Raw genomic sequence first — 24,139 nt, forward strand, 5'->3', positions numbered from 1 at the left:
GTTCAGGCGTCGGCCGGCACGATGTCGCCCGCGTGCACCGCGACCCACTCGACGAGCGGCAGCATGCGCTCCATGAGCTCGCGGCCGAGATCGGTGAGCGCGTACTCGACGCGCGGCGGCACCTCGGGGTACGACGTGCGCTCGACCAGGCCGTCGGCCTCGAGCGTGCGCAGCGTCGAGGCGAGCATCTTCTCGCTGATGCCCTGCACCTCGCGGCGCAACTCGCCCCAGCGATGCGTGCCGTCGGTGAGCGCGAGCAGCACGAGCACGCCCCACTTGCTCATGATGTGGTCGAGGACCACCCGGGTCGGGCACCCCTCGACGAAGACTTCGCCGGAAGTCTCCCGGATCTGCGCAAGACTTACCACCATGTGGGTAGCTTACGTCAAAGTGGGTACCCTCCGGCGGGAATGTCAGCACCGCGGCATCCGGTTGTCCCCTTCGTACCGCGCATCACCCGCACGGCCAACCGGAAGGAACCACCCCGCATGACCATCCTCGTCACCGCCGCCTCGGGCCAGCTCGGCCGTCTCGTCGTCGAATCCCTCCTCGCCCGCGGCGCCGAGCCGTCGAGCATCGTCGCCGGCGCCCGCGACACGTCGAAGCTGGCGGATGCCGCAGCTCGCGGCATCCGCACGGTCGAACTCGACTACGCGAAGCCCGACACCATCGCCGCAGCGCTCGAGGGCGTCGACACCGTGCTGCTCATCTCGGGGTCCGAGGTCGGTCAGCGCATCGCGCAGCACCGCAACGTGATCGAGGCCGCGAAGGCCGCCGGCGTCGCCAAGCTCGTCTACACGAGCGCACCGAACGCGACCACCGCCGACTACCCGCTCGCCCCCGAGCACGCGGCGACCGAGGCCGTCATCGCCGAGACCGGCATCCCCGCCGTGATCCTGCGCAACAACTGGTACATCGAGAACTACGCGGCGGATGTCGCGCGCGCCGCCGAGACCGGCGTCGTCTCGTCGTCGACCGGTGAGGGCCGCATCGTGGGCGCCACGCGCGCCGACCTCGCGGACGCCGCGGCGGTCGTGCTGCTCGAGGACGGCCACCTCGGCCAGGTCTACGAGCTCTCGGGCGACGAGGCGTTCACCTACGCCGACATCGCCGCCGCCGCATCCGAGGTGCTGGGTCGCGAGGTCGCCTACGCGCCGCTGACCACCGAGCAGCAGGCCGCGGCCCTCGAGGCGGCCGGACTCGACGCCGGCACCATCGGATTCGTCACCTCGCTCGACGCCGGCATCGCCGCGGGCGTGCTCGAGGTGCCGACCGGCGGCGTCTCCCGCCTCACCGGTCGCCCGACGACCTCGCTCGTCGACGGGCTGCGCGCGGCCCTCGCGACGGAGGCCGCCGCGGCCTGAGCCACGACGCGAACGGCGGATGCCGCGGGCGCATGTTCGCTCGCGGCATCCGCCGTTCGTCTTTCCCTATCACTCGGCACACTCCGGCGAAAGGCCCGATCACGCCGATTCGCTGCACGTTCTGCGGGTATCGTGCGACATCCGTGCGACCCCTTGAACTGCTGCGATCGGAACTGGAAGAGTCACGCGAAACGCTTCGTTGTAAGGAGAGTCATGCGTAGATTCCGCACCATCGCCGCAACATCGGTGTTCGTGCTCGGCCTGACGGCACTCGCTGCCGCCCCGGCGAGCGCGTTCACCACGGGCACGGACCAGGCCACGGGCGAGCAGGAGTACGTGGTCCTGTTCACCGCGGGCACGTCGTCCGCAGCGGCGAAGGCCGCCGTCACCGCAGCCGGCGGCACGATCGTCGCCGAGAACACGGATGTCGGCGTCGCGACCGTTCGCACCACCGACGCCGGCTTCGAGGCCGAGGCCCTGGCGCAGGGCGTCATCGAGGGCACGGCGCAGAACCGCGTCATCGCCGACGTGCCCGACGACGCCGTCAGCGGCGACGAGGCCAAGAAGCTCGACGAGGCCGAGGCCGAGGTCCGCGCAGGCGGCGGCGCGACGCCCGCGGCGCCTGCCGCGAAGAAGGGCAAGGGCGGCAACTCGCTCACCGCCGAGCCTCTCGCCTCCCTGCAGTGGGACATGCAGCAGATCGGCGCCACCGTCGACGGCTCGTACAAGGTCGAGCGCGGCAGCGACAAGGTGCTCGTCGGCATCCTCGACACCGGTGTCGACGGAACGCACCCCGACATCGCACCGAACTTCGACGCGAAGAAGAGCCGCAACTTCACCGTCGACGTCCCCGTCGACGCGAACGGCGGCGTCATCGACGGCGCCTGCGAAGACGAGGCCGACGGGTCGTGCACCGACGCGGCGAACGTCGACGAGAACGGACACGGCACGCACGTCGCCTCCACGATCGGCTCGCCGATCAACGGCATCGGCATCGCCGGCGTCGCGCCGAACGTGAAGCTCGTGAACCTCCGCGCCGGCCAGGACTCGGGGTACTTCTTCCTGCAGCCCTCGATCGACGCCCTCACGTACGCCGGCAAGATCGGCGTCGACGTCGTCAACATGAGCTACTACGTCGACCCGTGGCTGTTCAACTGCGCGAGCCACCCGGCCGACTCCGCAGCAGACCAGCAGGAGCAGCAGACGATCGTCAAGGCCATGCAGCGCGCGCTCGACTACGCACGCCTGCGCGGCGTGACGCTCGTCTCGGCCGCCGGCAACGGCGCGACCGACTACACCAAGGTCATCAGCGACGTGGGCAGCCCCGACTTCGCCGACGTCCCCGGTGAGGTCGCCTACACGCGCGACCTGCTCGACCCCGCGACCTGCACGTCGATGCCGAGCGAGGGCAAGGGCGTCATCTCGGTGAGCAGCACGGGCGTCTCCGAGCGCAAGGCGTACTACTCCGACTACGGCAACGGCTACGTGGATGTTGCCGCCCCCGGCGGAGACGTCTACGACACCGCGGGCAACACGCGCGACATCAGCAAGGCGATCCTCGCGGCGTACCCGCAGGCACTCGCCCTCGAAGAGGGAGCCATCGACGAGGCCGGCAACGTGCTGGTCGATGGCGTGGTGAAGAGCTGCGACACGGCCGGCACGACCTGCGGGTACTACCAGTACCTGCAGGGCACCTCGATGGCGTCGCCGCACGCCGCCGGCGTCGCCGCGCTCATCGTGAGCAAGTACGGCGTTCCCGACGTCATCCGCGGTGGCAAGTACCTGCCCGCCTCGGTCGTCGACGCGCGCCTGCGCCAGACCGCGGTCGACAAGGCCTGCCCGACGCCGGCCGCGTTCACGTACACGCGCATCACCCCGGCGGGCGCGACCCTCACCGCGACCCACACCTGCGAGGGAACCACCAAGCAGAACGGGTTCTACGGCAACGGCCTCGTGAACGCCCTCAAGGCGGTCGGCAAGTAGCCGCACCCGGTCGCTGAGCGACCGACCACACGACAGCACGACAGCACCGGCGGGGCCGGCCTCCTCGGAGGTCGGCCCCGCTCGCCTGTGCGCGGCCGGTCCGTGCACGCTGCAGGAGATCAGGCCCCATGCCCGCCCACAGCGAGGATGAGGCCTGATCTCCTGCACCTGATGGTGCACGCGGGCGACCGCTCGGGGCGTGCGGCGATTCGGGCGCCCGCCCGACGGGTAGCGTGTTCGCATGCAGGTGACCCGCGTTCGCATCTACCCCGTGAAGTCGCTCGGCGGCCTCGACGTGCGCTCGGCGCGCGTCGAACCGTGGGGCCTCGCCGCCGACCGTCGCTGGGCCGTCGTCGACGAGCACGGCGCGAAGGTGACCGCGCGGGAGCGAAACGTGATGCTGAGCCTGCAGGCCGAGCCGCTGGCCGATGGCGGGGTGCTGCTCGGCGGCGCGACATCCGACCCGCTCCGCGTCGACGTGCCGGGCGGCGGCGATCCCATCGAGGTGCAGGTGACGCGTCAGGGCACGGCGCTGCCCGCCGGCGACGAGGCCGACGAGTGGCTGAGTTCGCGCATCGGCCAGCAGGTGCGACTGGTCTGGCAGCCCGACCCGACCGTGCGCACCGTGAAGGCCGACCACGGCGGCCAGGAGGGCGACCGGATGTCGCTCGCAGACGCCGGCCCGCTGCTGCTCACGACCGAGGCGTCGCTCGCCGCCCTCAACGCGTGGACCGACGAGGGCGCGCCCGAGCTGGACATGCTGCGCTTCCGCCCGAACGTCGTCGTCGACGGCGACGAGCCGTTCGCCGAGGACGACTGGGGTTTCGTCACCCTCGGCGAGGTGCGCTTCCGCGTCGCGGCCGGATGCGACCGCTGCATGATGACCGGCATTGACCCGGTCACGCTGCAGCGCGGGCTCGAGCCGATCCGCACGCTCTCGAAGTACCGGCGCCGCGACGGCAAGACCTGGTTCGGCGTGCTGCTCGTGCCGCAGGACGAGGGCGAGGTCGCCGTCGGCGACGCCGCGACGGTCGGCTGACGGGGCGGGTTCCACTCCGGATTCGGAGGAGTTCGCGCGATCGGGAGGAGGAGATCCGCGATCGGGTCCTCCCGATCGTGCGAACTCCGCCGGACTGACCGCGTCAGCGCGCGGCAGTGTGCGTCAGCGCGTGCCGAGCAGCTGCGCGCGGTTCTTCGCGTAGACCGGCCGGCCGAACACGCGCCAGATCACGCGCACGGGCGCCGGCAGGTGCTCGTGCATCCACTCGTCGCCGCCGTCGGGCTGCGCCGCGAGGATCGCCCCGAGCTGCACGAACGTCTTGCCCTTCGGCGTGGCCTTGCGGCCGTGCTCGGCGAACCACTCGACCTCGGGCTGCGTGAAGGTGTGCTCCATGACGGGCACGATGTTCTCCTCCTCGTCGGGCAGGTGCACGGCGAGCGCGCCGTTCACGCCGTCGAGGGCCTCGAGCACGGATGCCGCGTCGGCACGGCGCCCGCTCGCCCGCCAGGCGGGCAGGGCCTCGTCGAGCGCCGTCAGGTGCACGAGCAGTTCGGCGTGGTGCCGGCGCATGCGCTCGATGTGGAGGCTGCAGGCGGGCGCCCGCTGCTCGAGCCGGTCCCAGAGCATCGCGTCCTCGCCCTCGTGGTGGGCGTGCAGCCCCGTCGAGAGCATCGCGAGGTGGTCGCCGACGACGTCGGCGTGCGCGGCATCCGCCTCGACGACGCCGTGCACGAGCGTCGGCCCCTCGCCGAAGCCGACCTTGAAGAGGCGGTGGATCTCGGCCATGCCGCGCGCGTCGCAGGTCTTGGGGCCGGCGGGTTCGGGGACGTCACCGGTCGGCGGGAGGGATGCAGCGGCCACGGGGACTCCGATCGACGATGAACAGGCGATCGGAGCGTACTCCCGCCGCGCGCCGCCCGACAAGGCCCTCGATCACGCGTCGGCGAGGCCGGGACACAGCACCGCAGCGCGGCGCCGCAGGGCGAGGGCGCCGCCCCGCGGCATCCGCTCGGGCTCAGTACTCGACGTCGTAGACGGCCTTGATGATGCCGTTGTCGTAGACGGCCTGGTCGACGAGCTTCAGCGTGCCCGTCGCGTTGCCGTCGAAGAGCCGCTTTCCGCTGCCGAGCGTCACCGGGAAGATCAGCAGGTGGTAGCGGTCGACGAGGCCGGCCGCGGCGAGCCCCTGCGCGAGCGTCGCGCTGCCGTGCACGATGATCGGCCCGCCCTCGCCGTTGCGCAGCTCGGCCACCTCGTCGAGCGAGCGCAGCACGTGCGAGTTGTTCCACTCGGGGTCCGTCAGCGTCGACGAGACCACGTACTTGGGCATCGCGTTGTACTCGGCGAACTCGTCCATGGTCGGCCAGATGGGCGCGAACTCGTCGTAGCTCACGCGGCCGAGCAGCATGGCGGATGCCTCGAGCTGCTCGCTGCCCTTCAGCTCGTAGGCCTCGGCGACGAAGGGCACCTCCTTGAAGGTCCAACCCGCGCGCGGGTGGTCTCCTCCGCCCGGGGAGTCGATGACGCCGTCGAGGCTCAGGAATTCGGTGACGATGATGGGGCGCATGTCGGTATCCTTCCGGATTCGCGTGGGCGGCGCATCCGCCCTTCACCCATGCGTCGAACGGCACCCTCGCGGATCGACACGCGGCCCGATGTTCTCGGGCGGTGTTCTCAGGCCGCGGTCTCGTCGAACCGTCGCGACCTGGGTCAGGCGTCGCCGAGCGCGGCGCGGGCGCGGCCGTACTTCTCGGCGAGGCGCGCCTGCGTCTCGTGGTCGAGCTTGCGCACGCGCCACGGCGCCGTGTTGTCGGCGATGTCGGCGAGCTTCACGTTGCGCGCGACGGCATGCGAGCGGATGCGCGCGTAGTAGTCGGCCTCGGAGACCTCGGACGTGCGCGTGAGCAGTTGCACCGCCTCGATGACCTCGGGCGCGACGCCGGCCTCGCGGAGCGTCTCGGCGGTGAGTTCGGTGTCCTCGAGCACGTCGTGCAGCCACGCCACGGCCGCCTCGATCGGCTGCGCGGCGGGATCGAACGCCTCGGCGACGCGTCCGGGGTGGTCGATGTACGGCGCACCGAGCTTGTCGGTCTGGCCGCGATGCCCGACGAACGCGATGCCCTGCGCGAGTCCGATCTGCAGGGCCGCGGCGTGCGCGACCGGGACGGCAGGACCGGCGACCGGCGCCGCGACGGTCGGGGCGGGCGCGGCAGGCGCCGCAGGTGCGGCCGGTGCCGCGGCCGCCGGAACAGGTGCCTGCGCAACGGGGGCCTGCGCAACGGGGGCCGGCGGAACGGGCGCCGGCTGCGCGGCGGGCGCCGGGGTCGCCGCGGCCAGCGGGGCGACCGGGCCGGTCGTCGACGGCGGCACCGCGCGCACGGGGGTCGGTGCCGGGGCGGACCCGGCCACCACCGCCTCGAACTGCTCGAAGGTCCAGTCGGCGTCGGATTCCATCGTCATCTCCACATCCTCCCCGATGTGCGTCGGTTCGCCGGCATCGGCCGGCTCTGGGGTGTCATCGGCCTTGCGTGCCGCGACCGGCTCGTCGGGAACGTCCGGCTCGTCGGGAACGTCGAGCGCGATCGACTCGAGCCGCTCGTCGGGCTCGTCGGACTCGTCGGACTCGTCAGGTACATCGGGCATGGTCGGCGCGGTCGCGAGCGGCTCGATCGGCCCGGTCGCCGCGATCGGCACCGTGTCGCCGAGGAACTCGGTCCACGCGGGATCGTCGAGCGGATTGTGCCCCGCGACCGGCCTGACGAACTCGAGCTCGTCCTCGAGCTGCGCCATCTCGTCGAGGTCGAGTTCGTGCATCGACCGGATCTCGCTCGTGCGCCGAACGGTGACGTAGCGTTCGGTCACCTCGGTCATCCGCGCGCCCGACGCGGTGCTGAAGTACCGCGAGCCCTCGTCGACGGCGACCTCGACGATGGTCTCCTCGTACTCGCCGCCGGGCTCGAGCGAGCACACGTGGTAGCGGAACGGACCCCCGTCGGGAACGCGCCGATGGGTCGCCGACGCCGCGCGCGCGGCCGCGCGACGACCGGGGGTCGGGTCGTCAACGGATGTCGTCACTCGGGCTCCTGGCCGTTGGGGGTTGGTTGGGGCGGCGCCGAAGCGCTGACCCGATCCTACGAGAGCACCGCCGCGACCGAGGTGTCGGACGAGCACAATCGTGCGCGACCGGTCTTGGCTGCGACCGTTCCGCCCAGGGCAGCACTGCCGTGGGCGGAAACGCTGGCCCGCGGCATCCGCTCGGTCGCACGCTGGAGGCATGAGCGAAGACACCCCGGCCCCGCTGCATCCGATCGATGCCGACCTCTCGACCCAGTTGTTCCGCCAGCGCGTCGTCGTGCTCGGCACCGAACTCGACCAGAACCTCGGCAATCGGCTCTCGAGCCAGCTGCTGCTGCTCTCGGCCGAGGACCCCGAGCGCGACATCGCGTTCTGGATCAACTCCCCCGGCGGCTCCGTGACCGCCATGCTCGCGATCATGGACGTCATGAAGGCGATCCCGAACGACGTCGCCACCGTCGCGATCGGCATGGCGGCGAGCGCGGGCCAGTTCCTGCTCTCGGCGGGCACGCCCGGCAAGCGGGTGGCGCTGCCGCACGCGCGGATCCTCATGCACCAGGGATCGGCGGGCATCGGCGGCACCGCGGTCGACGTCGAACTGCAGGCCGACGACCTGCGACACACACGCGACACCATGCTGCGCCTGCTCGCCGAGCACACCGGGCAGCCGCTCGAGCGCATCACGGAGGACTCGCTGCGCGACCGCTGGGTGAGCGCCGAGGAGGCCGTCGCGTACGGGTTCATCGACCGCATCGTGCACGACGCGATCGACATCTACCCGGGGGCCCGCGGGCGCGCGCTCGGTCCGGGCTTCCGGTCGGATGCCGCGGGCCACCCGCTCGCGCACGCGGCCGCCGCGGCGCGACAGGGGGTGCTCGCATGAGCAGCTACCCGATCCCGTACGTGGTCGAGCGCCGCGGCAACGTCGAGCGCACCCTCGACGTGTACAGCCGGCTGCTCGGCGAGCGCATCATCACGCTCGGCACCGAGATCGACGACGGCGTCGCCAACGTGCTCATCGCCCAACTGCTGCACCTCGAGGCCGACAGCCAGGAGGCCCCCGTGCACCTGTACATCAACTCGCCCGGCGGCTCGCCGCACGCGGCGCTCGCGGTGTACGACACCATGCAGCACATCCGCCCGCCGGTCGCGACGACGTGCGTCGGCCAGGCGGGAGGACCGGCCGCGATGCTCCTCGCCGGCGGGGCGCCGGGCATGCGCGGAATCCTGCGGCACGGGCGCGCGGTGCTGCACCAGCCGTCGACCCAGGGTCGCGGGTCGATCCCAGACCTGATCATCCACGCCGACGAGGTGCTGCGCGTGCGCGGCGAACTCGAGGAGGTGCTCGCGCACGACACCGGGCGCACGCCCGAGCAGGTGCGACGGGACACCGATCGCGAGCTCATCCTCGATGCGGCAGGCGCCGTGGAGTACGGGCTCGCCGACCGCGTCGTGGCCGTGCAGCGGATCGCCGTGCCGGCGCTCGAGTAGCGCCGCCCTCACGCCGTAGCCGCGGGAGGTTGCGTTCGGAACCCGCCGCGGGTTCCGTTCAGGAACGTGGTGCCCAAGTGCCCAAGTGCCCAAGTGCCGGAGTGCCGCCGTGTTCAGGAGCGACACCCCGCCGGGCGATGCCGGGCGGGAGATGCGGGGCGGGAGATGCCGGGCGGGCGATGCCGGATGGGAGATGCGGGGCCGGGCCTCAGGCGACGAGCGCGACGTCGCGGAACGCGCCGGCGACCGGCGCCGACGTCTCGTGCTGCGCAGGGCCACGACTGCCGCGAGCGGTGAGGTCGAGCACCACGAGCGGGCGCGGGGCGGATGCCGCCGGCCGGCGCTCCTCGGCGCCTCCGAGCTCGCCGGCCACGCCCGCCGCGACATCGAGGAGCGTGAGCCCGAGCGCCTCCGCCACGGCGGCGAGGATCTCGCTCGACGGCTCCTTGCGCCCTCGCTCGATCTCGGAGAGGTACTGCGTCGACACGTCGGCCTCGTTCGCGACGTCGGCGAGGATCCGTTCCTGCGCGAGCCGCTCGCGTCGCAGGAACGCGCCGAGCGCCTCCCGCCAGAGCGGCGTGCGCGTGCGTGGCGCGATGCGCCGCGGCATCCGCTCGTCGCCGTACCGGTCGATCGCACCCCGCTGTCCCGCACCCATGTCGCGAGGCTACCGAGGCGCCGAGCGGATGTCTCGTGCATCCGCTCAGAGCAGAATCGCCGTCGGTCGAGGAACGAGGCGTCTCGGGACCCGTGGACGCCACGAGGTCTCGATACGGCGCCGGTGCGCCCGTCGACCGGCGCGATCGGTGCTCGGCCGAGACCCGCTAGGCTCGCGGGCAGTGACACGGGGTGCCGCGATCCGCGCGGCTGAGAACACACCCGTCGAACCTGATCTAGTTCGGACTAGCGAAGGGATGTCGCGATGAGCGATCGCGCGTACGTCGACCCTGCCCACCCGCCGACCATGCTCGGCACCGATCCGGGTGCACCCGGCCCCAGCGCGCCGCCCGGCGGTGATCCGTCGCCGGACCGGGCGCGTCGCGCCGTGGCAGCGGCCTCCATCGGCACCGCCCTCGAGTGGTACGACTTCTTCCTCTACGGCACGGCGGCGGCACTCGTGTTCCCGACGCTGTTCTTCCCCGGCGAGGACCCCATGACCGGGGTGCTCCTCTCGTTCGCGGTCTTCGCGACCGGGTTCCTCGCACGCCCGCTCGGCGGCCTCGCGGCGGGGTACCTCGGCGACCGGTTCGGCCGCCGCTCGACCCTGCTCGGAACGCTCCTCGTGATGGGCATCGCCACCTCGCTCATCGGGCTGCTGCCCACCTACGCCCAGGTCGGTGCGCTCGCGCCCGTGCTGCTCGTGCTGCTGCGGCTCGCGCAGGGCGCCGCGACCGGCGGCGAATGGGGTGGCGCCGTGCTGCTCGCGCTCGAGAGCGCCCCCGGCCGCCCCGGCGTGCGCGGGGGCCTCATCCAGAGCGCGCTCTACGTCGGCCTCATCCTCGGCAACCTCGCGTTCGTCGTGCTCGTGGCTGTGCTCGACGAACAGCAACTGCTCACGTGGGGCTGGCGCGTGCCGTTCCTCGTCAGCATCGTGCTCGTCGGCGTCGGCGTGTACCTGCGGCGCCGGGTCGACGAGTCGCCCGAGTTCACGGCGCTGCTCGAGGAGCGCCGCACGTCGCGGCATCCGCTCGGGGAGGTCCTGCAGCGGCCGCGCAACGTGCTCGCGGTCTTCCTCGTGCGCGCCGGACAGAACACGACCTTCTACCTCGTTTCGGTGTTCTGCCTGAGCTATGCGGCCGGTCTCGGCCTCGAACGGTGGGTCACGCTCACGGCCCTGCTCCTCGGCGCCGGCATCGCCGTGGTCGCCTGCCCGGTCTGGGGGCGGATCGGCGAGCGCGTCGGGTCGGCGCGACTCACGATCGCCGCACTCGCAGGCCTCGCGGTGATCGCCGTGCCGCTCTTCCTCGCGCTCGACACCGGGTCGGCCGTACTCGTCATCGGCGTGGTCGCGCTCGTCATCGGCGTCGTGAACACGGCGGCCGACGGCGTGCAGCCGATGTGGTTCGCGTCGCTGTTCGACGCGCGGGTGCGCTACTCGGGCATCACGATCGGGCGCGAAGCCGGCGCGATCGTGGGCGGCGGCCTGTCGCCGCTGCTCGCCGCGTGGCTCGTCGCCACGACGGGGCACTGGTGGCCGGTCGCGGCGCTCATGATCGTGGCCGCGGCGCTCGGCATTGTCGGCGCGCTGCTCACGCGAAAGGGCTGAGTCCCCCGCCGCGTACGGATGCCGCCACCCGACACTGGGCGACGGTGGCGGCATCCGCTCAGCTCAGACCTGCACGAGCCAGCGGCCGACATCGTCGGGGATGTCGGAGAACCAGCCGTCGATCGACGCGAGCGACCACGCACCCGCGCCTCGTGCGCCTCGTGCGCTCGTGCGCCTCGTGCGCGTCGTGCGCGTCGATCAGGCGCTGCCCGCACCGGGACCGGCCTGGTCGCGCCGCTCCTGCTCCCGTCGCGCCTGCTCCTCGACGGCCCGCTCGGCGGCGGCATCCTCCGATGGAGTCCGCGAACGCCTTCGGCCCCTGACCAGCATCACGACGACCATCGCGATGATCGCGAGCCCGATGATCCACCACAGCGGATCCATGTCGCACCTCCTTGTGCGCGACGCCTCCGGCGTCGGTCGGCACCACGGTATGCCCGCAGCACCGACCCCGCAATGCCCACGAGGATGCCGCCGCCCGCGCCGGGCGGCGGGTGGCGGCATCCGTTCGATCAGCTGCCGGATCAGCCCTGCGCGAGGAGCTCGAGCGTGTCGATGACGCGGTTCGAGAAGCCCCACTCGTTGTCGTACCAGGCGACGACCTTGACGTGGCGGCCGTCGACGCGGGTCAGGGCGGCGTCGAAGATCGACGAGTGCGGGTTGCCCGTGATGTCGGACGAGACGAGCGGGTCCTCCGAGTACTCGAGCACGCCCGCGAGCGGACCTGCCGCGGCCGCCTTGTACGCGGCGAGCACGTCCTCGAGGCTCACGTCGCGAGCCACCGTCGTGTTCAGCTCGACGATCGAGCCCACGGGCACGGGCACGCGGATCGAGTCGCCCGAGAGCTTGCCGTCGAGGCCCGGAAGCACGAGACCGATGGCCTTCGCAGCGCCCGTCGTGGTCGGCACGATGTTGACGCCGGCGGCGCGGGCGCGACGCGGGTCGCGGTGCGGGCCGTCCTGCAGGTTCTGCTCCTGCGTGTAGGCGTGCACCGTGGTCATGAAGCCGTGCTCGATGCCGGCGAGGTCGTCGAGCACCTTCGCGAGCGGCGCGAGGGCGTTCGTGGTGCACGACGCGTTCGAGACGATCGTGTGGGCGGATGCGTCGTACGCCTCGGTGTTCACGCCGTAGGCGAGGGTCACGTCGGCACCGTCGGCGGGAGCGCTCACGAGCACTTTCTTCGCGCCCGCGGCGAGGTGGGCCGACGCCGCCTCCTTCGACGTGAACCGTCCGGTCGACTCGAGCACGATGTCGACGCCGAGCTCGGCCCAGGGCAGGTTCGCGGGGTCGCGCTCGGCGAGCACCTTGATGCGACGGCCATCGACCACGAGCGTGTCGCCGTCGACCTCGACGGGGCGGCCCAGACGACCGGCGGTGCTGTCGAAGCGCAGCAGCTGCGCGAGCGCCTTCGGGTCGGTGAGGTCGTTGACCGCGACGACCTCGAGGTCGGAGTCGCGCTCGAGGAGGGCGCGGAGGGTGTTGCGTCCGATGCGTCCGAAGCCGTTGACGGCGATGCGGGTCATGGGAGGTGGTTCCTTTCGTCAGGGGTGGTACGCCCCCAACGATGCGCCTGTCGTCCCGAATGCACGAGTGGCTGCAACGACAGTCTACGAAAGGATCTCGCCACGCTTCGGTCGCGCCCTCGTCGTGCGCGCCGGAATCCCGTTCTCGCGGCGGAGTCCCGATCGAATGGGATTCCGCCGCGAGAACGGGATTCCGGCGTCGAGCCGACGCAGCTCACCGACGTGGCTCACCGACGTGGCATCCGGCGCCGCTGCGAACCGAACGCGACGAGCAGTCCCACGACGGATGCCGCGACGACGGCCGCCCCGAAGGCGGGCAGGGCCCCGACGCCCGACAGGTCGACGATGCCCGAGGCGACGCCGGCCCCGACCGCGATGCCGAGGTTGAACACCACCGGGATGAGCGCCCCCGCGAGATCGCGGCGCTCCGGCCCGGCCGACCGCAGGATGAGCGTCTGCGCGAGCGGCGGCACCGCCCCCGAGGCGACCCCCCACACCACGATGACGACCACGCCGAGCACCGGGTGCACGTCGACCGTGCCGAGGGCCGCGATGGCCGCGGCCGTGACGGCGGCGGCCACGAGGAGCGCGCGCTCGGTGCGGGCGCCGAACCGCCCGGCGAGCACGACGCCACCTGCCGAGGCGAGCCCGAAGACGAGCAGCATGCCGCCGACGCCGATCGGCAGCCCGGCCGCCGGGGCCTCGACCATCCGCGTGATGTACGTGAACACGCCGTAGTGCCCGACGAGCAGCAGGCCAACGAGCCCGACCACGGCGAGCATCGGGCGGATGCCGCGGGCCCGGCGAGCGTCGGATGCCGGCCGCGTCGCGGCATCCGGCGCGGCGCCCGTCGTGGCGTCCGTCGTGGCGTCCGTCGTGGCGTCCGTGGCGGCATCCGGCGTGGCATCCGGCGTGGCGTCCGTCGCAGCATCCGGGGCGGCATCCGTGCCGGCATCTGTGGCGCGTGTCGTCGCACGCGCGCCGGCGGGGCGGACGATCAGACGAACGAGCAGCGCGCCCGCCACGGCCGCCACGGCGAGCCCGGCGAAGGTCATGCGCCAGCCGATCCCCTGCGCCACGAGGCTCGCGATCGGCGTGCCGATCACCATGCCGAGCGTCGCGCCGCCGAGCACGACCGCGATGCCGCGCGCCAGGTCGCGATCGTCGACGAGGTCGGCGGTGAGCGCGTTCGTCGTCGCCCAGAGCAGCCCGACGGCGAGCGCGCCGATGACGCGCCCGCCGACCACCACGGGGTAGAGGGGAGCGACCGCCGTGACGGCCGCCGACACCGCGAGCGCGACGAGGCTCAAGATCACGACGGCACGTCGGTCGAACCGTCGGGTGAGGCTCACGAGCGGAAGGCTGCCGATCACGACCACGCCCGCCCAGATCGAGACCAGGAGCCCGGTCTGCGCCTCGGTCACGCCGAGTCCGGCCGACATCTGCGGCAGCACCGCGGTCGGCAGCATCTCGGCGGTGACCATGACGAAGGTCGCAGCGCCGAGCACGATGAGGGCCGGCCAGGGCACGGGGCGTGCGGGCGGTGCGGTCCGCGGCGCCGGCGCCGCGGCCGGGGTCGAGGTCCGGGCACTGGTCGGGGTCCTGGTCGCGGTGGGGGTCTCGGTCGAGGTCGAGGTCGGGGTCCTGGTCGCGGTGGGGGTCTCGGTCGAGGTCGGGGTCGCGATCGCGGTCGGGGTCGGGGCATCCGCCGTGCTCGTCGTCGCCGGGGTCCTCGTCGCCGTGGCCGCCCGGTCGGTCGTTGCGTCGCTCATGCTTCGACCGTAAACTTTGACATCAGTGTCAATGTCAAGCCGTCGTCCAGGAGTCGCCCGGAGGTCCCCATGAAGATCGGCGAAGTCGCCGACCGCACCGGCATCTCGACGCGTCTCGTGCGCTACTACGAGCAGCAGGAGCTCCTGACCTCGACCCGCGGCGCAAACGGCTACCGCGAGTTCGACGAGGCCGACGTCGAGCGGGTGCAGCGCATCGCGAGCCTCGTGCAGTCGGGGCTCACCACCAAGCTCGTGAAGGAACTGCTCGGCCTCGAGGACGCCGTCGCCGAGGCCCGCCCGAGCTGCCCCCGCGGCGTGGCCGAGAAGCTCGCCGCCGAGCTCGTCGGCATCGAGGAGCGCATCGCCTGCCTGTCCCGGAGCCGCGACACCATCCGCGACTACCTCGCCCGCACCGAGCATGCCGCGCTGCTGTCGGAGAGCGAGCTCGAACGCGAGCTCGCCGCTCACTGATCGCTGAGCACGGGTGGGGAGGAGCGGCCATCGGGTAACGGCCAGCAGGCAGCGGCCAGCAGGTAGCGGCCAGAGGTCCATGGGCAGCCGGTAGCCGCCGGCCCAGCCCTGCCCGGCCCGGCCCGGCCCAGCTCAGCTCGCGGCCCAGCTCAGCTCGCGGCTCGGCTCGGCTCGGCTCGGCTCGGCTCGGCTCGGCTCGGCTCGGCTCGGCTCGGCTCGGCTCGGCTCGGCTCGGACGAGTCCATCCCAGAACTCGCGCCACATCGCCACATCGCCACATCGCCACATCGCCACATCGCCACATCGCCACATCGCCACAGAGTTCCAGGACGAAACCCTCCCGGGTCGCAGCCCGCGCCGCCGCCGTTCAGGACTCTCGAAGCCACCCTTCTCAGCATGGTGGGCCCGCCTCCGAGGCGACGGGCCCACGCACGTGCGGCGGCGTGCCGCCCGCTACCCTCCGACGGCCGGGACCCAGACCCGCATCGTCGACGGGCCCCGCTCCGCCCATGCGTGGTACGGCACGAGCGCCACGTCGGCCGCGGCATCCGTTCGCCGGTCCGTGAGGCGCACGACGACGCGGCCGTCGCCCGTGTCGATCGGCGCGATATCCGGGTCCACCCGCAGATCGGCGAAGTCGGATGCCGCGAGCGCCGTGTCGGCGAGGTCGACGGACTCGAGCGCGTACACCTCGGGGCCGCGTTCGACCACGAGGCATCCGCGCACCGCATCGACCCGGGGGTCGGGCGCGACGAACCGAGGGGCCATCGGAAGCTCGAGCTCCACCTCGTCGCCCGCGGCGAACCTGCGCTCGACCGAGACCATGCCCGGCGCCGCCGGCCACTGCTGCTCGATCTCGCCTGACGCGGAGCGCACCGACAGCCGTGCGCCGACCGCCCACGAGGGCACGCGCAGCGAGAGGCGCCACGGCGAGGCCGCATCCGACAGCGCACGCACGCGCACCGTGCCCGACCGCGGGTACTCCGTGAGCACCTCGAACGAGACCTCGCGGCCGTCGGCGAGCACCGTTCGCACGATCGACGGCGCGTACTGGTGCAGCTGCACGCCCGCGTCGTCCGCCGTCGCGAGGTAGGCCGCGAGGCTCGCGAACGTGCGCGCGGTGTTCGGCGGGCAGCACGAGACGTCGAACCACGGCGCCCGCAGCGACGAGTGCGCCCGCGGCGACACCACGTCGGGGTCCGCCGGCGCGCCTGGCACCCGTTGGTGCAGCGTGTTCGCGTAGTAGAACGCGGTGCCCGCGGCATCCGGCGACGTCTCGATGACGTTGAAGAGTGTGCGCTCGATGAGGTCGGCGTGGCGCACGTCGCCGTTCGCGAGCAGCAACCGCCAGCTGAACATGACGGATGCCACGCCCGCACACGTCTCGGAGTAGGCGCGGTCGCTCGGCAGCTCCCAGTCCTCGCCGAAGGCCTCGTCCTGGTGGTGCGAACCCTGCCCGCCGGTGACGTACGTGCGACGTTCGCGCGTGCGGTCCCACTGGCGTTCGAGGGCGGCCGACAAGTCGGCATCGGCCGTCTCGACGGCGACGTCCATCGCCCCCGCGGCGAGGTAGTTGGCGCGCACCGAGTGCCCGCGGAGGGCGTCGGCCTCGCGCACGGCCGCGTCGTCCTGGTAGTACGCCCGGCCCCACTCGATGTCGCGCAGGGTGCCGCGTCCGTGCCGCTCGACGAAGAGGCGCGCCTGCTCGAGGTAGCGCGGCTCCCCCAGCGCGCGGCCGAGCTCGGCGAGCCCGACCTCGACCTCCGCGTGGCCGCAGATGCGCTCGAGACCGCCTTCGCCGAACGTCTCGCAGACGAGGTCGGCTGCGCGCCGGGCGACGCCGACGAGCCCGTCGTCGGCGCCGGGAGCCGTGCGCACGCGGGCGACGGCAGCCTGGAACAGGTGCCCGAGGCAGTACAGCTCGTGCCCCCATTCGAGGTCGGACCAGCGCGGCTCCTGGCCGGGCCGACCGAACCGGGTGTTGAGGTAGCCGTCGGGCTCCTGCGCGGCGGCGATGCGGGCCACGGTCGCCCGGAACCGGCCCTCGAGACGGGCGAGGGATGCCGCGGCATCCGCCTCGCCGGTCGAGGAGGTCGCGCCCGCGGCATCCGCCCCCGCGGCGCGCAGCCGCCCGATCTCCCAGGCCACCGCCTCGAGGTACTTGTACACCTCGGAGTCGGAGAACTCGCGCCCCCGCCGCCCCTCGGCGAGGCCCCCGGCGACGGCGAGGTCGTAGTTGGCGAGCCAGCCCTCGCGGTCGAGCCAGTGCTCGATGTGGTCGAGGGTCGCGGTGCCGTTCACGCGCTGGCGATCGGCCCAGATGCCGCCGGTGATGCGCACTTCGTCGAGGCCCAGCGGGCGCAAGGCTCCCGTGGAGGGCGCGACCGGGACCGCGTGCACGGTCGCCGCGACGGCCGGAGACGTCGAGGCGAAGGAGGAAGGAGTGGTCATGGTCATCCCTTGAAGGCGCCCGACATGAAGCCGCGCACGTAGTGACGTTGGAGGATCAGGAAGAGCAGGATGCACGGCAGTGCGAGCACGACCACGCCGGCCTCGGTGGCGCCGTAGTCGACGACGCCCTGCACCTGCCCGCGCAGGTTCGAGATCGCCAGCGGGAGCGTCATCTTGTTCGAGTCGTTGATGAGGATCAGCGGCGCCATGAAGTCGTTCCACGCCGCGAGGAACGCGAACAGGCCCACCGTGATGAGGCCCGGCTTGACCGCCGGCACGAGCACGCGCCAGAGCACCGTCCAGGCGGAGCATCCGTCGACCATCGCGGCCTCGTCGAGCTCGCGCGGGATCGACTCGAACGAGATGCGCATCATGAACATCGAGAACGGGAGCTGGAACATCGTGAGCACGAGCGCGACGCCCACGAGCGAGTTCGAGAGCCCGACGGTGTTCAGCAGCACGTACAGCGGGATGAGCAGCGTCGCGTACGGCACCATCAGGATCGCGAGCGTCGAGAGGAACAGCAGATCCTTGCCCGGGAACCGGAACCGCGCGAACGCGTACCCGCCGAGCAGCGAGATCGTGAGCGTCAGCAGCACCGTCAGCAGCGACACGAACGTCGAGTTGAACAGGTACACCCAGATGCCGGCCTGGTAGTTCGCCAGGGTGATGTAGTTGCCGAAGCCCCAGCCGTCGGTCTGGTTGGTGCCGGCGAGCGGCGAGACCGACGAGATCGCCGTCCAGATGAGCGGGTAGAGGAAGAGCAGGGCGAGTGCCGCCGTGAGCACCCAGTACGGCGTGCGCAGCGCGATGCCGGCGATCGTCGTGGGCCGCTTCGTCGGCCCGCCGCGATGATGCGGCGCGACGATCGCGGTCGTGGAGTCGGTGGCCGGTGCACCCCGGCGTGCGGTGGTGAGACTCATCAGTCCTCGGCCTTCCTTCCGAACGCGCGGATCTGCGCGATGTTGACGACCACGAGCGCGAGCAGCACGATCACCGAGAGCGCGCCGGCGACGCCGAGGTCGTTCTGGCCCTGGAACGCGATGCTGTAGATGAGCTGCACGACCGTGATGGTCGAGTTGTCGGGCCCGCCCTTGGTGAGGATGTAGAACTGCTCGAACGCGAGCAGCGACCCCGTGACGCAGAGCACGGTGGTGAGGGCGAGGGTCGGGCGCAGCAGCGGGATCGTGATGCTCCGGAAGGTCTGCCAGCGCGACGCGCCGTCGATGCGCGCGGCCTCGTACACGTCGTCGGGGATGCCCTGCAGGCCCACGAGCATGAGCAGCATGTAGAAGCCCGCGTACCGCCAGACGATGAGGAAGATCGTCGACCAGAGCGCGCCGTCGGGGGTGCCGAGGAAGGTGAACCCCCATGCCTTCATCAGGTCGGCGAACGGCCCGGCGATGGGCGAATAGAGCACGTAGAACAGGAGCGAGGCGGATGCCAGGCCGAGGGCGCTCGGCACAAGGAAGGATGTGCGCAGCAGCCCCTTCCAGCGCGTCGACTCCTGCACGAGCATCGCGAGCCCGAGGCTCAGCGCGAGCAGGATCACGGTGGTGAGCACCGTGTACTTCAGCGTGAAGCCGATCGAGGCCCAGAAGAAGCGGTTGCCGACCGCGTCGACGTAGTTCTCGGGCATGTTCCAGCCCTGGTTGCCGCCGAGCAGCGGCCAGTCGCTGCCCGACATCTGCAGCACGAGCAGCAGCGGCAGGCCGAACAGCAGCAGCACGAACAGGGCAGTCGGCAGGGCGAACAGCCAGCCGGTGAGTGCGGCGCGGCGCCGAGCGGGGGTCACCCGCCCGACGCCGCGGAGGATGGTGCTCACTGCGAGAGCACCGCCGTGATCTCGTCGTTGTCGGCGTCGATGGTCGACGCGTCGCCCAGCACCGCGTTGCGGACCATCGTCAACCACGGGCTGCTCGGTGCGTTGAACGCCTGCTGGAAGTTGATCGCGACCGGAGTGTCGCCCTGACCGGCGACCTCGTTGATGGTGATCAGGCGCGGGTCCTTCTGCGAGTACTCGTTGTCGGCGAGGTCGGAGCGGGAGACCACGTCGTTGTCCTTCGCGAGCACGCCGACCTGCGCGTCCTCGGACATCATCCAGCTGAGGAAGTTCCACGCCTGCGCGGCCTTCTTCGAGTCCTTCGAGACGCCGATGCCGTCACCGCCGACGAACGTCGAAGCGCCGCCCTCGGGGCCGACGAGACCCGAGACGCCCACGTCGAACGGGGTCGACGAGAGCAGCGTCGCCGGATACGGCATGATGCCGACCTTGCCCTCGGTGAACGCGGCGGTCCAGGTGGGGCCGGCCTCATCCTTCGAGGAGGGCAGCACCGCTCCGGAGTCCCAGAGGTCCTTCCACGTGGCGTAGATCTCCTTCGACGTGTCGCTCGCGAGCAGCGACTCGGTGCCGTCCTCGGAGAGCACCTCCTGGCCGTCGGCCCAGCTGCTCGGGAACCACGTGAAGACGAGGCATCCGCCGCAGTTCAGGCCGGTCGCCGTGCCGTACGTGTCGGGCTTGTCGAGCGCCTGGATGGCCTTGGCCCACTCGGCGAACTCCTCGAGGTTCGCGGGGCCGGTCTCGGCGTCGAGGCCGGCCTCGGTCGCGAGGTCCTTGTTCCAGAAGAGCATCGACAGGTCGAGCACGAACGGCAGCACGTACTCCTGGCCGTCGAGGGTGCCCGCCGAGAGGTGGCCCTGGTTGATGTCGTCCTTGAAGTCGAAGCCGTCGATGTTGGCCGTGATGTCCTGGAAGAGCCCCTGCTTCACCCAGTTCGGCACGTAGACGATGTCGGCGGCGAACAGGTCGGGCAGGCCGTTGGATCCGGCTGCGGCGCCGACCTTCGCGACGTAGTCGTCGTTCGGCACGACGGTCAGTTCGACCTGGTTCTCGTGGCTGTCGTTGTACGCCTCGACGAGGAGCTTGGCCTGCTTCTCGAGGGGCGCGCGCGTCCAGAGCGTGAGGGTCGAGCCGTCGTCGACGCCCTCGGCGCCGGCGTCCGCGAGGCTCGATCCCGAGTCGTCACTGCCACCCGAGCAGGCGGCCAGCCCGATCGTGAGGGCGCCGGCGGCGAGCAGGGCTGCAGCCCGCATCATCCGGCGATTGCGTGATCTCATCCGTGTACTCCTTGCTCGTCGTTGAGTGGGTGCCGAAGCGCCCGGAATGCCAGGTACTGGTGCCGGCTATCCGAAATTTCCGAAAGGCCTTTCGGCACGCTACAGTGTGATTCTCCCGGCCGTCAAGGGCGATGGCCGGTAGCGTTTCAGTCAAGGAGGCGACATGGCCAGAGGCGGTACCGGCGGCTCGCGCGCAGCGACCCTCAACGACGTCGCCCGCATGGCCGGCGTCTCGCTCGCCACCGCCTCGAAGGCGATCAACGGCCGCGACCAGGTCGCGCCCGCCACCCGCAAGCGGGTCATCGAGGCCGCCGAACAGCTCTCGTTCACGCCGAACTCGCTCGCCCGCAGTCTCATCGCCGGGCGCACCGGCACCGTGGGCCTGCTGACGAGCGACCTCGAGGGCCGGTTCGTCATCCCGATCCTCATGGGCGCCGAAGACGCCTTCGGCGCCGGGCAGATCAACGTGTTCCTCTGCGATGCGCGCGGCGATGCGATCCGCGAGCAGCATCACCTGAAGGCCCTGCTCAACCGGCGCGTCGACGGCATCATCGTGGTGGGCCGCCAGACCGACCCGCGCCCGTCGCTCGGGCAGGACCTCCCCGTGCCCGTGGTCTACGCGTACGCGCCCTCCGACGACCCGGGCGACGTCTCGCTGACGCCCGACAACGTGGCGGGCGGCCGGATCGCCGTCGAGCACCTGCTCGCCACCGGCCGTCGTCGCATCGCCCACATCACCGGCGAACCCGAGTACGCCGCCGCGCAGGATCGGGCGGTCGGCGTGAAGGCGGCCCTCGCCGAGGCAGGACTCGACCTCGTCGGCGACGTCATGACGTCGAACTGGAGCGAGCACTGGGGCCGCGCCGCGACGGGCATGCTCATCGCCCAGCACCCCGACGTCGACGGCATCGTCGCCGGGTCCGACCAGATCGCCCGCGGCGTGATCGACACGCTGCGCGACCTCGGCAAGCGCGTGCCCGAAGACGTCTCCGTCATCGGCTACGACAACTGGGAGGTGCTCGCCCTGAACTCCCGCCCCGAGCTCACGAGCATCGACGCCAACCTGCAGCAGCTCGGGCGCGCCGCCGCGATGCGCATCTTCGAGGCGATCGACGGCGACGAGGCCGAGGCGGGCGTGCACCACCTGCCGGTGCGGCTCGTGATCCGCGGCTCGACGATCGAGCGGCGCTGAGTGCCGAACGACGCCGCCCGGTTAGCCTGAACCGGTGCCCTACCGACCGATGCCCTTCGCACTGGAGACCGAACGCCTGACCCTGCAGTTGTGGGAGGAGTCCGACGCCGCCGGCTACCGGCAGCTCGTCGGCGAGCGCGGCGACGAGATGCCGACGCTCGAGGGAGCCCTCGACGAGATCCGCGGCGCACGCGAGAGCGCACCCGGTCGCGGCATCCACCTCATGACGCTCCGACGTCGCGGCGACCATGAGTTCCTCGGCTACTGCGGCCTGATCATCGGACGCGCCAGCATCGACGAGCCCGAGATCGCCTACGAACTGCTCCGCAGCGCGCACGGTCGGGGATACGCCACCGAGGCCGGAGCGGCGATCGTCGAGGCGGCCCGGGTGACCGGGCGCACGCGGCTCTGGTCGACCGTGGCCACCTGGAACACCCCGTCCTTCCGGGTGCTCGAGAAGCTCGGCTTCCGCCGCGACCGCACCACGCCCGGCGAGAACGGCGACGTGGTCTGGAACGTCCTCGACCTGTAGGCGACGCCGTTCACTCCGCGGGCGACCGGCGGAACGTGTGCCGGTACTCCGTGGGCGACGTGCCGAGCACACGGTGGAAGTGCAGGCGGAGGTTCGCCGCCGTCCCGAGCCCCACCCGCGCGGCGACCTGCTCGACCCCGAGGTCGGTGCGCTCGAGGAGCTCCCGCGCGAGGTCGATGCGCGCGCGCAGGATCCACTGCATGGGCGTGTACCCGGTGTCCTCGACGAAGCGGCGGGAGAACGTGCGCGTCGACACCTTCGCGTTGCGCGCCAGGTCATCGAGCGTCAGGGGCTCGTCGATGCGCTCGATCGCCCAGTGGCGGGTCGCCGCGAACAGCTCGCCGAGGTCGTCGGGCAGCGCCCGCGGCACGTACTGGGCCTGGCCGCCGCTGCGGTACGGCGCGGCCACCAGGCGCCTGGCGACGTGGTTCGACAGCGCGACGCCGTGATCGCGGCGCACGAGGTGCAGGCAGAGGTCGATGCCCGACGCCGCACCGGCCGACGTGAGCACGCGCCCCTCGTCGACGAACAGCACGTTCTCGTCGACCTGCACGAGCGGATGCCGCGCCGCGAGCGCGCGCGTGTAGTGCCAATGCGTCGTGGCACGACGCCCGTCGAGCAGGCCCGTTGCGGCGAGCGCGAACGCACCCGTCGAGATCGCCGCGATCCGCGCCCCGCGCTCATGGGCGGCGAGGAGGGCATCGACGACGACAGGCGGCGGCGCCTCGACATCCGGATGCCGGTAGCCCGGGATGAAGATCGTCTCCGCCCATTCGAACGCCTCGAGCCCGTCGGCCACGTGGTACGAGAGGCCGTCGCCGCCGGTCACGGGGCCCGGCGCCGCGCCGCAGACGCGCACCTCGTACGGCATCGACTGGCGGGTCGCGAAGATCTGCGCCGGGATGCCGACGTCGAGCGGCTTCGCGCCCTCGAGGACGAGGACGGCGACCCGGTGGTTGCGGTGTGCGCGGCCGGAGGTCATACGGCCAGACTGCCATGGCCCGCAAGGATCCCGCCTCGCACCCCGATGCCGCCGCGCATCCTGGTCCCGCCGCGCATCCTTGGTCCCGCCGCGCATCCCTGGGAGTGACGACCCCGCCGGGCCCGGGGAGGAACGTTCCCGGGGGCGATCAGCCGAGTGGAGATCGTCCGACGGAGGATCGCCGACCCGGCGGGGTGTTGCGAGAACCGTAGCCGCCGCGTCGGACGACCACCACACCTCAGCGGACGTTCGCCCTCGAACTGGGGGCCGGACGGAGCTCGAACCTGGGCGAACGGAGCACGAACGCGTGCGATCGCCAGCACCACCGGGGTGCCGCTCCGCAGATGCGCGGCACTCCGGCACTCCGGCACTCCGGCACTCCGGCACTCCGGCACTCCGGCACTCCGGCACTCCGGCACTCCGGCACTCCGGCACTCCGGCACTCCGGCACTCCGGCACTCCGGCACTCCGGCACTCCGGCACTCCGGCACTCCGGCACTCCGGCACTCCGGCACTCCGGCACTCCGGCACTCCGGCACTCCGGCACTCCGGCACTCCGGCACCGTATCCGCAAAGTGGTGCTCCCGAGGTCGAGGTCGAGGTCCAGGTCGAGTTCCAGGTCCAGGTCCAGGTCGAGTTCCAGGTCCAGGTCCAGGTCCAGACGCAGACGCCACCGCAGGCGCAGCCCGGGGGCACGCGCAGGCGCATCGCCCACGGCGCCACGTCACCTCGCGACGCGGCATCCGCCGTCCCGGTAGGCTGGCCCGCAGTGACACGGGGTGCCGCGCTCCAGCCCTGCCAGGGCGACCGCGGCTGAGAACACACCCGTCGAACCTGATCTAGTTCGAACTAGCGAAGGGATGTCGCGTGAGCGATCGTCTGTCCATCGACCCTGCCCACCACGCCGCAGCCGGCGCCGC

Annotated in this window: 22 protein-coding genes and 2 riboswitches; of the genes, 9 read left to right on the forward strand and 13 right to left on the reverse strand. The window is 71.9% G+C overall.

Translation table 11 applies throughout. The features are described from left to right. Positions 1 to 2: 2 nt before the first annotated feature. Positions 3 to 371, reverse strand: a complete 369-nt coding sequence (locus tag ACR3IO_RS03040; RefSeq protein WP_434069680.1) for a winged helix-turn-helix transcriptional regulator — start codon at positions 369 to 371, stop codon at positions 3 to 5. Between the two features lie 117 nt (positions 372 to 488). On the opposite strand from ACR3IO_RS03040, the gene ACR3IO_RS03045 reads away from it, so the two are divergent. The 3 genes from ACR3IO_RS03045 (at position 489) to ACR3IO_RS03055 (ending at position 4,386) form a co-directional block, all read left to right on the forward strand. Continuing rightward, positions 489 to 1,364, forward strand: coding sequence for an SDR family oxidoreductase (locus ACR3IO_RS03045; protein ID WP_434069681.1), 876 nt, complete (start codon positions 489 to 491; stop codon positions 1,362 to 1,364). A 213-nt stretch (positions 1,365 to 1,577) separates the two neighbouring features. Continuing rightward, positions 1,578 to 3,347 carry a S8 family serine peptidase gene (locus ACR3IO_RS03050; protein WP_434069682.1) on the forward strand — a complete coding sequence of 590 codons (1,770 nt, stop codon included), beginning with the start codon at positions 1,578 to 1,580 and terminating at the stop codon, positions 3,345 to 3,347. A 241-nt stretch (positions 3,348 to 3,588) separates the two neighbouring features. Further along, positions 3,589 to 4,386, forward strand: a complete 798-nt coding sequence (locus ACR3IO_RS03055; protein ID WP_434069683.1) for an MOSC domain-containing protein — start codon at positions 3,589 to 3,591, stop codon at positions 4,384 to 4,386. A gap of 123 nt (positions 4,387 to 4,509) precedes the next feature. Here the strand turns inward: ACR3IO_RS03055 and ACR3IO_RS03060 are convergent, their stop codons facing one another. The 3 genes from ACR3IO_RS03060 to ACR3IO_RS03070 form a co-directional block, all read right to left on the reverse strand. Beyond that, complete coding sequence (locus ACR3IO_RS03060; protein WP_434069684.1) at positions 4,510 to 5,208, reverse strand: hemerythrin domain-containing protein; 699 nt, start codon at positions 5,206 to 5,208, stop codon at positions 4,510 to 4,512. 154 nt (positions 5,209 to 5,362) lie between these two features. Then, entirely contained in the window at positions 5,363 to 5,914 is a 552-nt protein-coding gene (locus ACR3IO_RS03065; protein WP_434069685.1) for a dihydrofolate reductase family protein, read from the reverse strand. Positions 5,915 to 6,057: 143 nt separating this feature from the next. Continuing rightward, entirely contained in the window at positions 6,058 to 7,422 is a 1,365-nt protein-coding gene (locus ACR3IO_RS03070) for a hypothetical protein (protein WP_434069686.1), read from the reverse strand. Positions 7,423 to 7,621: 199 nt separating this feature from the next. Between ACR3IO_RS03070 and ACR3IO_RS03075 the strand changes: the two genes are divergently transcribed. Continuing rightward, positions 7,622 to 8,305, forward strand: a complete 684-nt coding sequence (locus ACR3IO_RS03075) for a ClpP family protease (RefSeq protein ID WP_434069687.1) — start codon at positions 7,622 to 7,624, stop codon at positions 8,303 to 8,305. After that, positions 8,302 to 8,913, forward strand: coding sequence for a ClpP family protease (locus ACR3IO_RS03080; RefSeq protein ID WP_434069688.1), 612 nt, complete (start codon positions 8,302 to 8,304; stop codon positions 8,911 to 8,913). The genes ACR3IO_RS03075 and ACR3IO_RS03080 overlap by 4 nt, the downstream gene beginning before the upstream one ends. Positions 8,914 to 9,121: 208 nt before the next feature. Here the strand turns inward: ACR3IO_RS03080 and ACR3IO_RS03085 are convergent, their stop codons facing one another. After that, positions 9,122 to 9,571, reverse strand: coding sequence for a helix-turn-helix domain-containing protein (locus ACR3IO_RS03085; protein ID WP_434069689.1), 450 nt, complete (start codon positions 9,569 to 9,571; stop codon positions 9,122 to 9,124). A 177-nt stretch (positions 9,572 to 9,748) separates the two neighbouring features. Beyond that, positions 9,749 to 9,845: riboswitch (TPP riboswitch) on the forward strand. Here ACR3IO_RS03085 and ACR3IO_RS03090 point away from each other — a divergent pair. After that, a complete protein-coding gene (locus ACR3IO_RS03090; RefSeq protein WP_434069690.1) occupies positions 9,836 to 11,179 on the forward strand; it encodes an MFS transporter in 1,344 nt (447 codons plus the stop codon). (Overlaps the previous riboswitch by 10 nt.) Before the next feature lie 198 nt (positions 11,180 to 11,377). Here the strand turns inward: ACR3IO_RS03090 and ACR3IO_RS03095 are convergent, their stop codons facing one another. The 3 genes from ACR3IO_RS03095 to ACR3IO_RS03105 all read right to left on the reverse strand — a co-directional run bounded on the left by ACR3IO_RS03095 (position 11,378) and on the right by ACR3IO_RS03105 (position 14,474). Then, entirely contained in the window at positions 11,378 to 11,563 is a 186-nt protein-coding gene (locus ACR3IO_RS03095) for a hypothetical protein (RefSeq protein WP_434069691.1), read from the reverse strand. A 140-nt stretch (positions 11,564 to 11,703) separates the two neighbouring features. Beyond that, the gene (gene gap / locus ACR3IO_RS03100) at positions 11,704 to 12,702 is read right to left on the reverse strand and encodes a type I glyceraldehyde-3-phosphate dehydrogenase (RefSeq protein WP_434069692.1); all 999 of its coding nucleotides are present in this window, start codon (positions 12,700 to 12,702) and stop codon (positions 11,704 to 11,706) included. Between the two features lie 227 nt (positions 12,703 to 12,929). Further along, positions 12,930 to 14,474 (reverse strand): MFS transporter, encoded by a 1,545-nt coding sequence (locus ACR3IO_RS03105; RefSeq protein WP_434069693.1) that lies wholly within the window; start codon positions 14,472 to 14,474, stop codon positions 12,930 to 12,932. Between the two features lie 69 nt (positions 14,475 to 14,543). Here ACR3IO_RS03105 and ACR3IO_RS03110 point away from each other — a divergent pair, with 69 nt between their 5' ends. Then, the gene (locus ACR3IO_RS03110; protein WP_434069694.1) at positions 14,544 to 14,945 is read left to right on the forward strand and encodes a MerR family transcriptional regulator; all 402 of its coding nucleotides are present in this window, start codon (positions 14,544 to 14,546) and stop codon (positions 14,943 to 14,945) included. Positions 14,946 to 15,398: 453 nt separating this feature from the next. Here ACR3IO_RS03110 and ACR3IO_RS03115 read toward each other — a convergent pair whose 3' ends face one another. The 4 genes from ACR3IO_RS03115 to ACR3IO_RS03130 are packed head-to-tail and all read right to left on the reverse strand — an operon-like array spanning position 15,399 to position 20,513. Beyond that, on the reverse strand, positions 15,399 to 17,402 hold the full coding sequence (locus tag ACR3IO_RS03115; protein ID WP_434069695.1) for a glycoside hydrolase family 127 protein: 2,004 nt from the start codon (positions 17,400 to 17,402) through the stop codon (positions 15,399 to 15,401). After that, on the reverse strand, positions 17,399 to 18,319 hold the full coding sequence (locus ACR3IO_RS03120) for a carbohydrate ABC transporter permease (protein ID WP_434069696.1): 921 nt from the start codon (positions 18,317 to 18,319) through the stop codon (positions 17,399 to 17,401). The genes ACR3IO_RS03115 and ACR3IO_RS03120 overlap by 4 nt, the downstream gene beginning before the upstream one ends. Next, entirely contained in the window at positions 18,319 to 19,221 is a 903-nt protein-coding gene (locus ACR3IO_RS03125; protein ID WP_434069697.1) for a carbohydrate ABC transporter permease, read from the reverse strand. The genes ACR3IO_RS03120 and ACR3IO_RS03125 overlap by 1 nt, the downstream gene beginning before the upstream one ends. After that, positions 19,218 to 20,513 (reverse strand): ABC transporter substrate-binding protein, encoded by a 1,296-nt coding sequence (locus tag ACR3IO_RS03130; protein ID WP_434069698.1) that lies wholly within the window; start codon positions 20,511 to 20,513, stop codon positions 19,218 to 19,220. Before ACR3IO_RS03130 ends, ACR3IO_RS03125 begins: the two co-directional genes overlap by 4 nt. A 163-nt stretch (positions 20,514 to 20,676) precedes the next feature. Here ACR3IO_RS03130 and ACR3IO_RS03135 point away from each other — a divergent pair, with 163 nt between their 5' ends. Both ACR3IO_RS03135 and ACR3IO_RS03140 read left to right on the forward strand, forming a co-directional pair. Next, complete coding sequence (locus ACR3IO_RS03135; protein WP_434069699.1) at positions 20,677 to 21,705, forward strand: LacI family DNA-binding transcriptional regulator; 1,029 nt, start codon at positions 20,677 to 20,679, stop codon at positions 21,703 to 21,705. A 34-nt stretch (positions 21,706 to 21,739) separates the two neighbouring features. Then, entirely contained in the window at positions 21,740 to 22,237 is a 498-nt protein-coding gene (locus ACR3IO_RS03140; protein ID WP_434069700.1) for a GNAT family N-acetyltransferase, read from the forward strand. 10 nt (positions 22,238 to 22,247) lie between these two features. On the opposite strand, the gene ACR3IO_RS03145 is transcribed toward ACR3IO_RS03140, so the two are convergent. Continuing rightward, complete coding sequence (locus tag ACR3IO_RS03145) at positions 22,248 to 23,219, reverse strand: GlxA family transcriptional regulator (protein WP_434069701.1); 972 nt, start codon at positions 23,217 to 23,219, stop codon at positions 22,248 to 22,250. Positions 23,220 to 23,984: 765 nt separating this feature from the next. Next, positions 23,985 to 24,097, forward strand: a riboswitch (TPP riboswitch). Positions 24,098 to 24,139: the final 42 nt, after the last annotated feature.

It is taken from the genome of Agromyces sp. Marseille-Q5079, from assembly GCF_051016555.1.
Taxonomy (GTDB): domain Bacteria; phylum Actinomycetota; class Actinomycetes; order Actinomycetales; family Microbacteriaceae; genus Agromyces.

Bases quoted from the DNA above. Each gene is read 5' to 3' on its own strand.
- ACR3IO_RS03130 (WP_434069698.1), bottom strand. From the start codon at position 20,513: ATGAGATCACGCAATCGCCGGATGATGCGGGCTGCAGCCCTGCTCGCC.
- ACR3IO_RS03145 (WP_434069701.1), bottom strand. From the start codon at position 23,219: ATGACCTCCGGCCGCGCACACCGCAACCACCGGGTCGCCGTCCTCGTC.
- ACR3IO_RS03135 (WP_434069699.1), top strand. From the start codon at position 20,677: ATGGCCAGAGGCGGTACCGGCGGCTCGCGCGCAGCGACCCTCAACGAC.
- ACR3IO_RS03065 (WP_434069685.1), bottom strand. From the start codon at position 5,914: ATGCGCCCCATCATCGTCACCGAATTCCTGAGCCTCGACGGCGTCATC.
- ACR3IO_RS03050 (WP_434069682.1), top strand. From the start codon at position 1,578: ATGCGTAGATTCCGCACCATCGCCGCAACATCGGTGTTCGTGCTCGGC.
- ACR3IO_RS03120 (WP_434069696.1), bottom strand. From the start codon at position 18,319: ATGAGTCTCACCACCGCACGCCGGGGTGCACCGGCCACCGACTCCACG.
- gap (WP_434069692.1), bottom strand. From the start codon at position 12,702: ATGACCCGCATCGCCGTCAACGGCTTCGGACGCATCGGACGCAACACC.
- ACR3IO_RS03055 (WP_434069683.1), top strand. From the start codon at position 3,589: ATGCAGGTGACCCGCGTTCGCATCTACCCCGTGAAGTCGCTCGGCGGC.
- ACR3IO_RS03040 (WP_434069680.1), bottom strand. From the start codon at position 371: ATGGTGGTAAGTCTTGCGCAGATCCGGGAGACTTCCGGCGAAGTCTTC.
- ACR3IO_RS03095 (WP_434069691.1), bottom strand. From the start codon at position 11,563: ATGGATCCGCTGTGGTGGATCATCGGGCTCGCGATCATCGCGATGGTC.
- ACR3IO_RS03080 (WP_434069688.1), top strand. From the start codon at position 8,302: ATGAGCAGCTACCCGATCCCGTACGTGGTCGAGCGCCGCGGCAACGTC.
- ACR3IO_RS03105 (WP_434069693.1), bottom strand. From the start codon at position 14,474: ATGAGCGACGCAACGACCGACCGGGCGGCCACGGCGACGAGGACCCCG.
- ACR3IO_RS03090 (WP_434069690.1), top strand. From the start codon at position 9,836: ATGAGCGATCGCGCGTACGTCGACCCTGCCCACCCGCCGACCATGCTC.
- ACR3IO_RS03085 (WP_434069689.1), bottom strand. From the start codon at position 9,571: ATGGGTGCGGGACAGCGGGGTGCGATCGACCGGTACGGCGACGAGCGG.
- ACR3IO_RS03110 (WP_434069694.1), top strand. From the start codon at position 14,544: ATGAAGATCGGCGAAGTCGCCGACCGCACCGGCATCTCGACGCGTCTC.
- ACR3IO_RS03115 (WP_434069695.1), bottom strand. From the start codon at position 17,402: ATGACCATGACCACTCCTTCCTCCTTCGCCTCGACGTCTCCGGCCGTC.
- ACR3IO_RS03075 (WP_434069687.1), top strand. From the start codon at position 7,622: ATGAGCGAAGACACCCCGGCCCCGCTGCATCCGATCGATGCCGACCTC.
- ACR3IO_RS03045 (WP_434069681.1), top strand. From the start codon at position 489: ATGACCATCCTCGTCACCGCCGCCTCGGGCCAGCTCGGCCGTCTCGTC.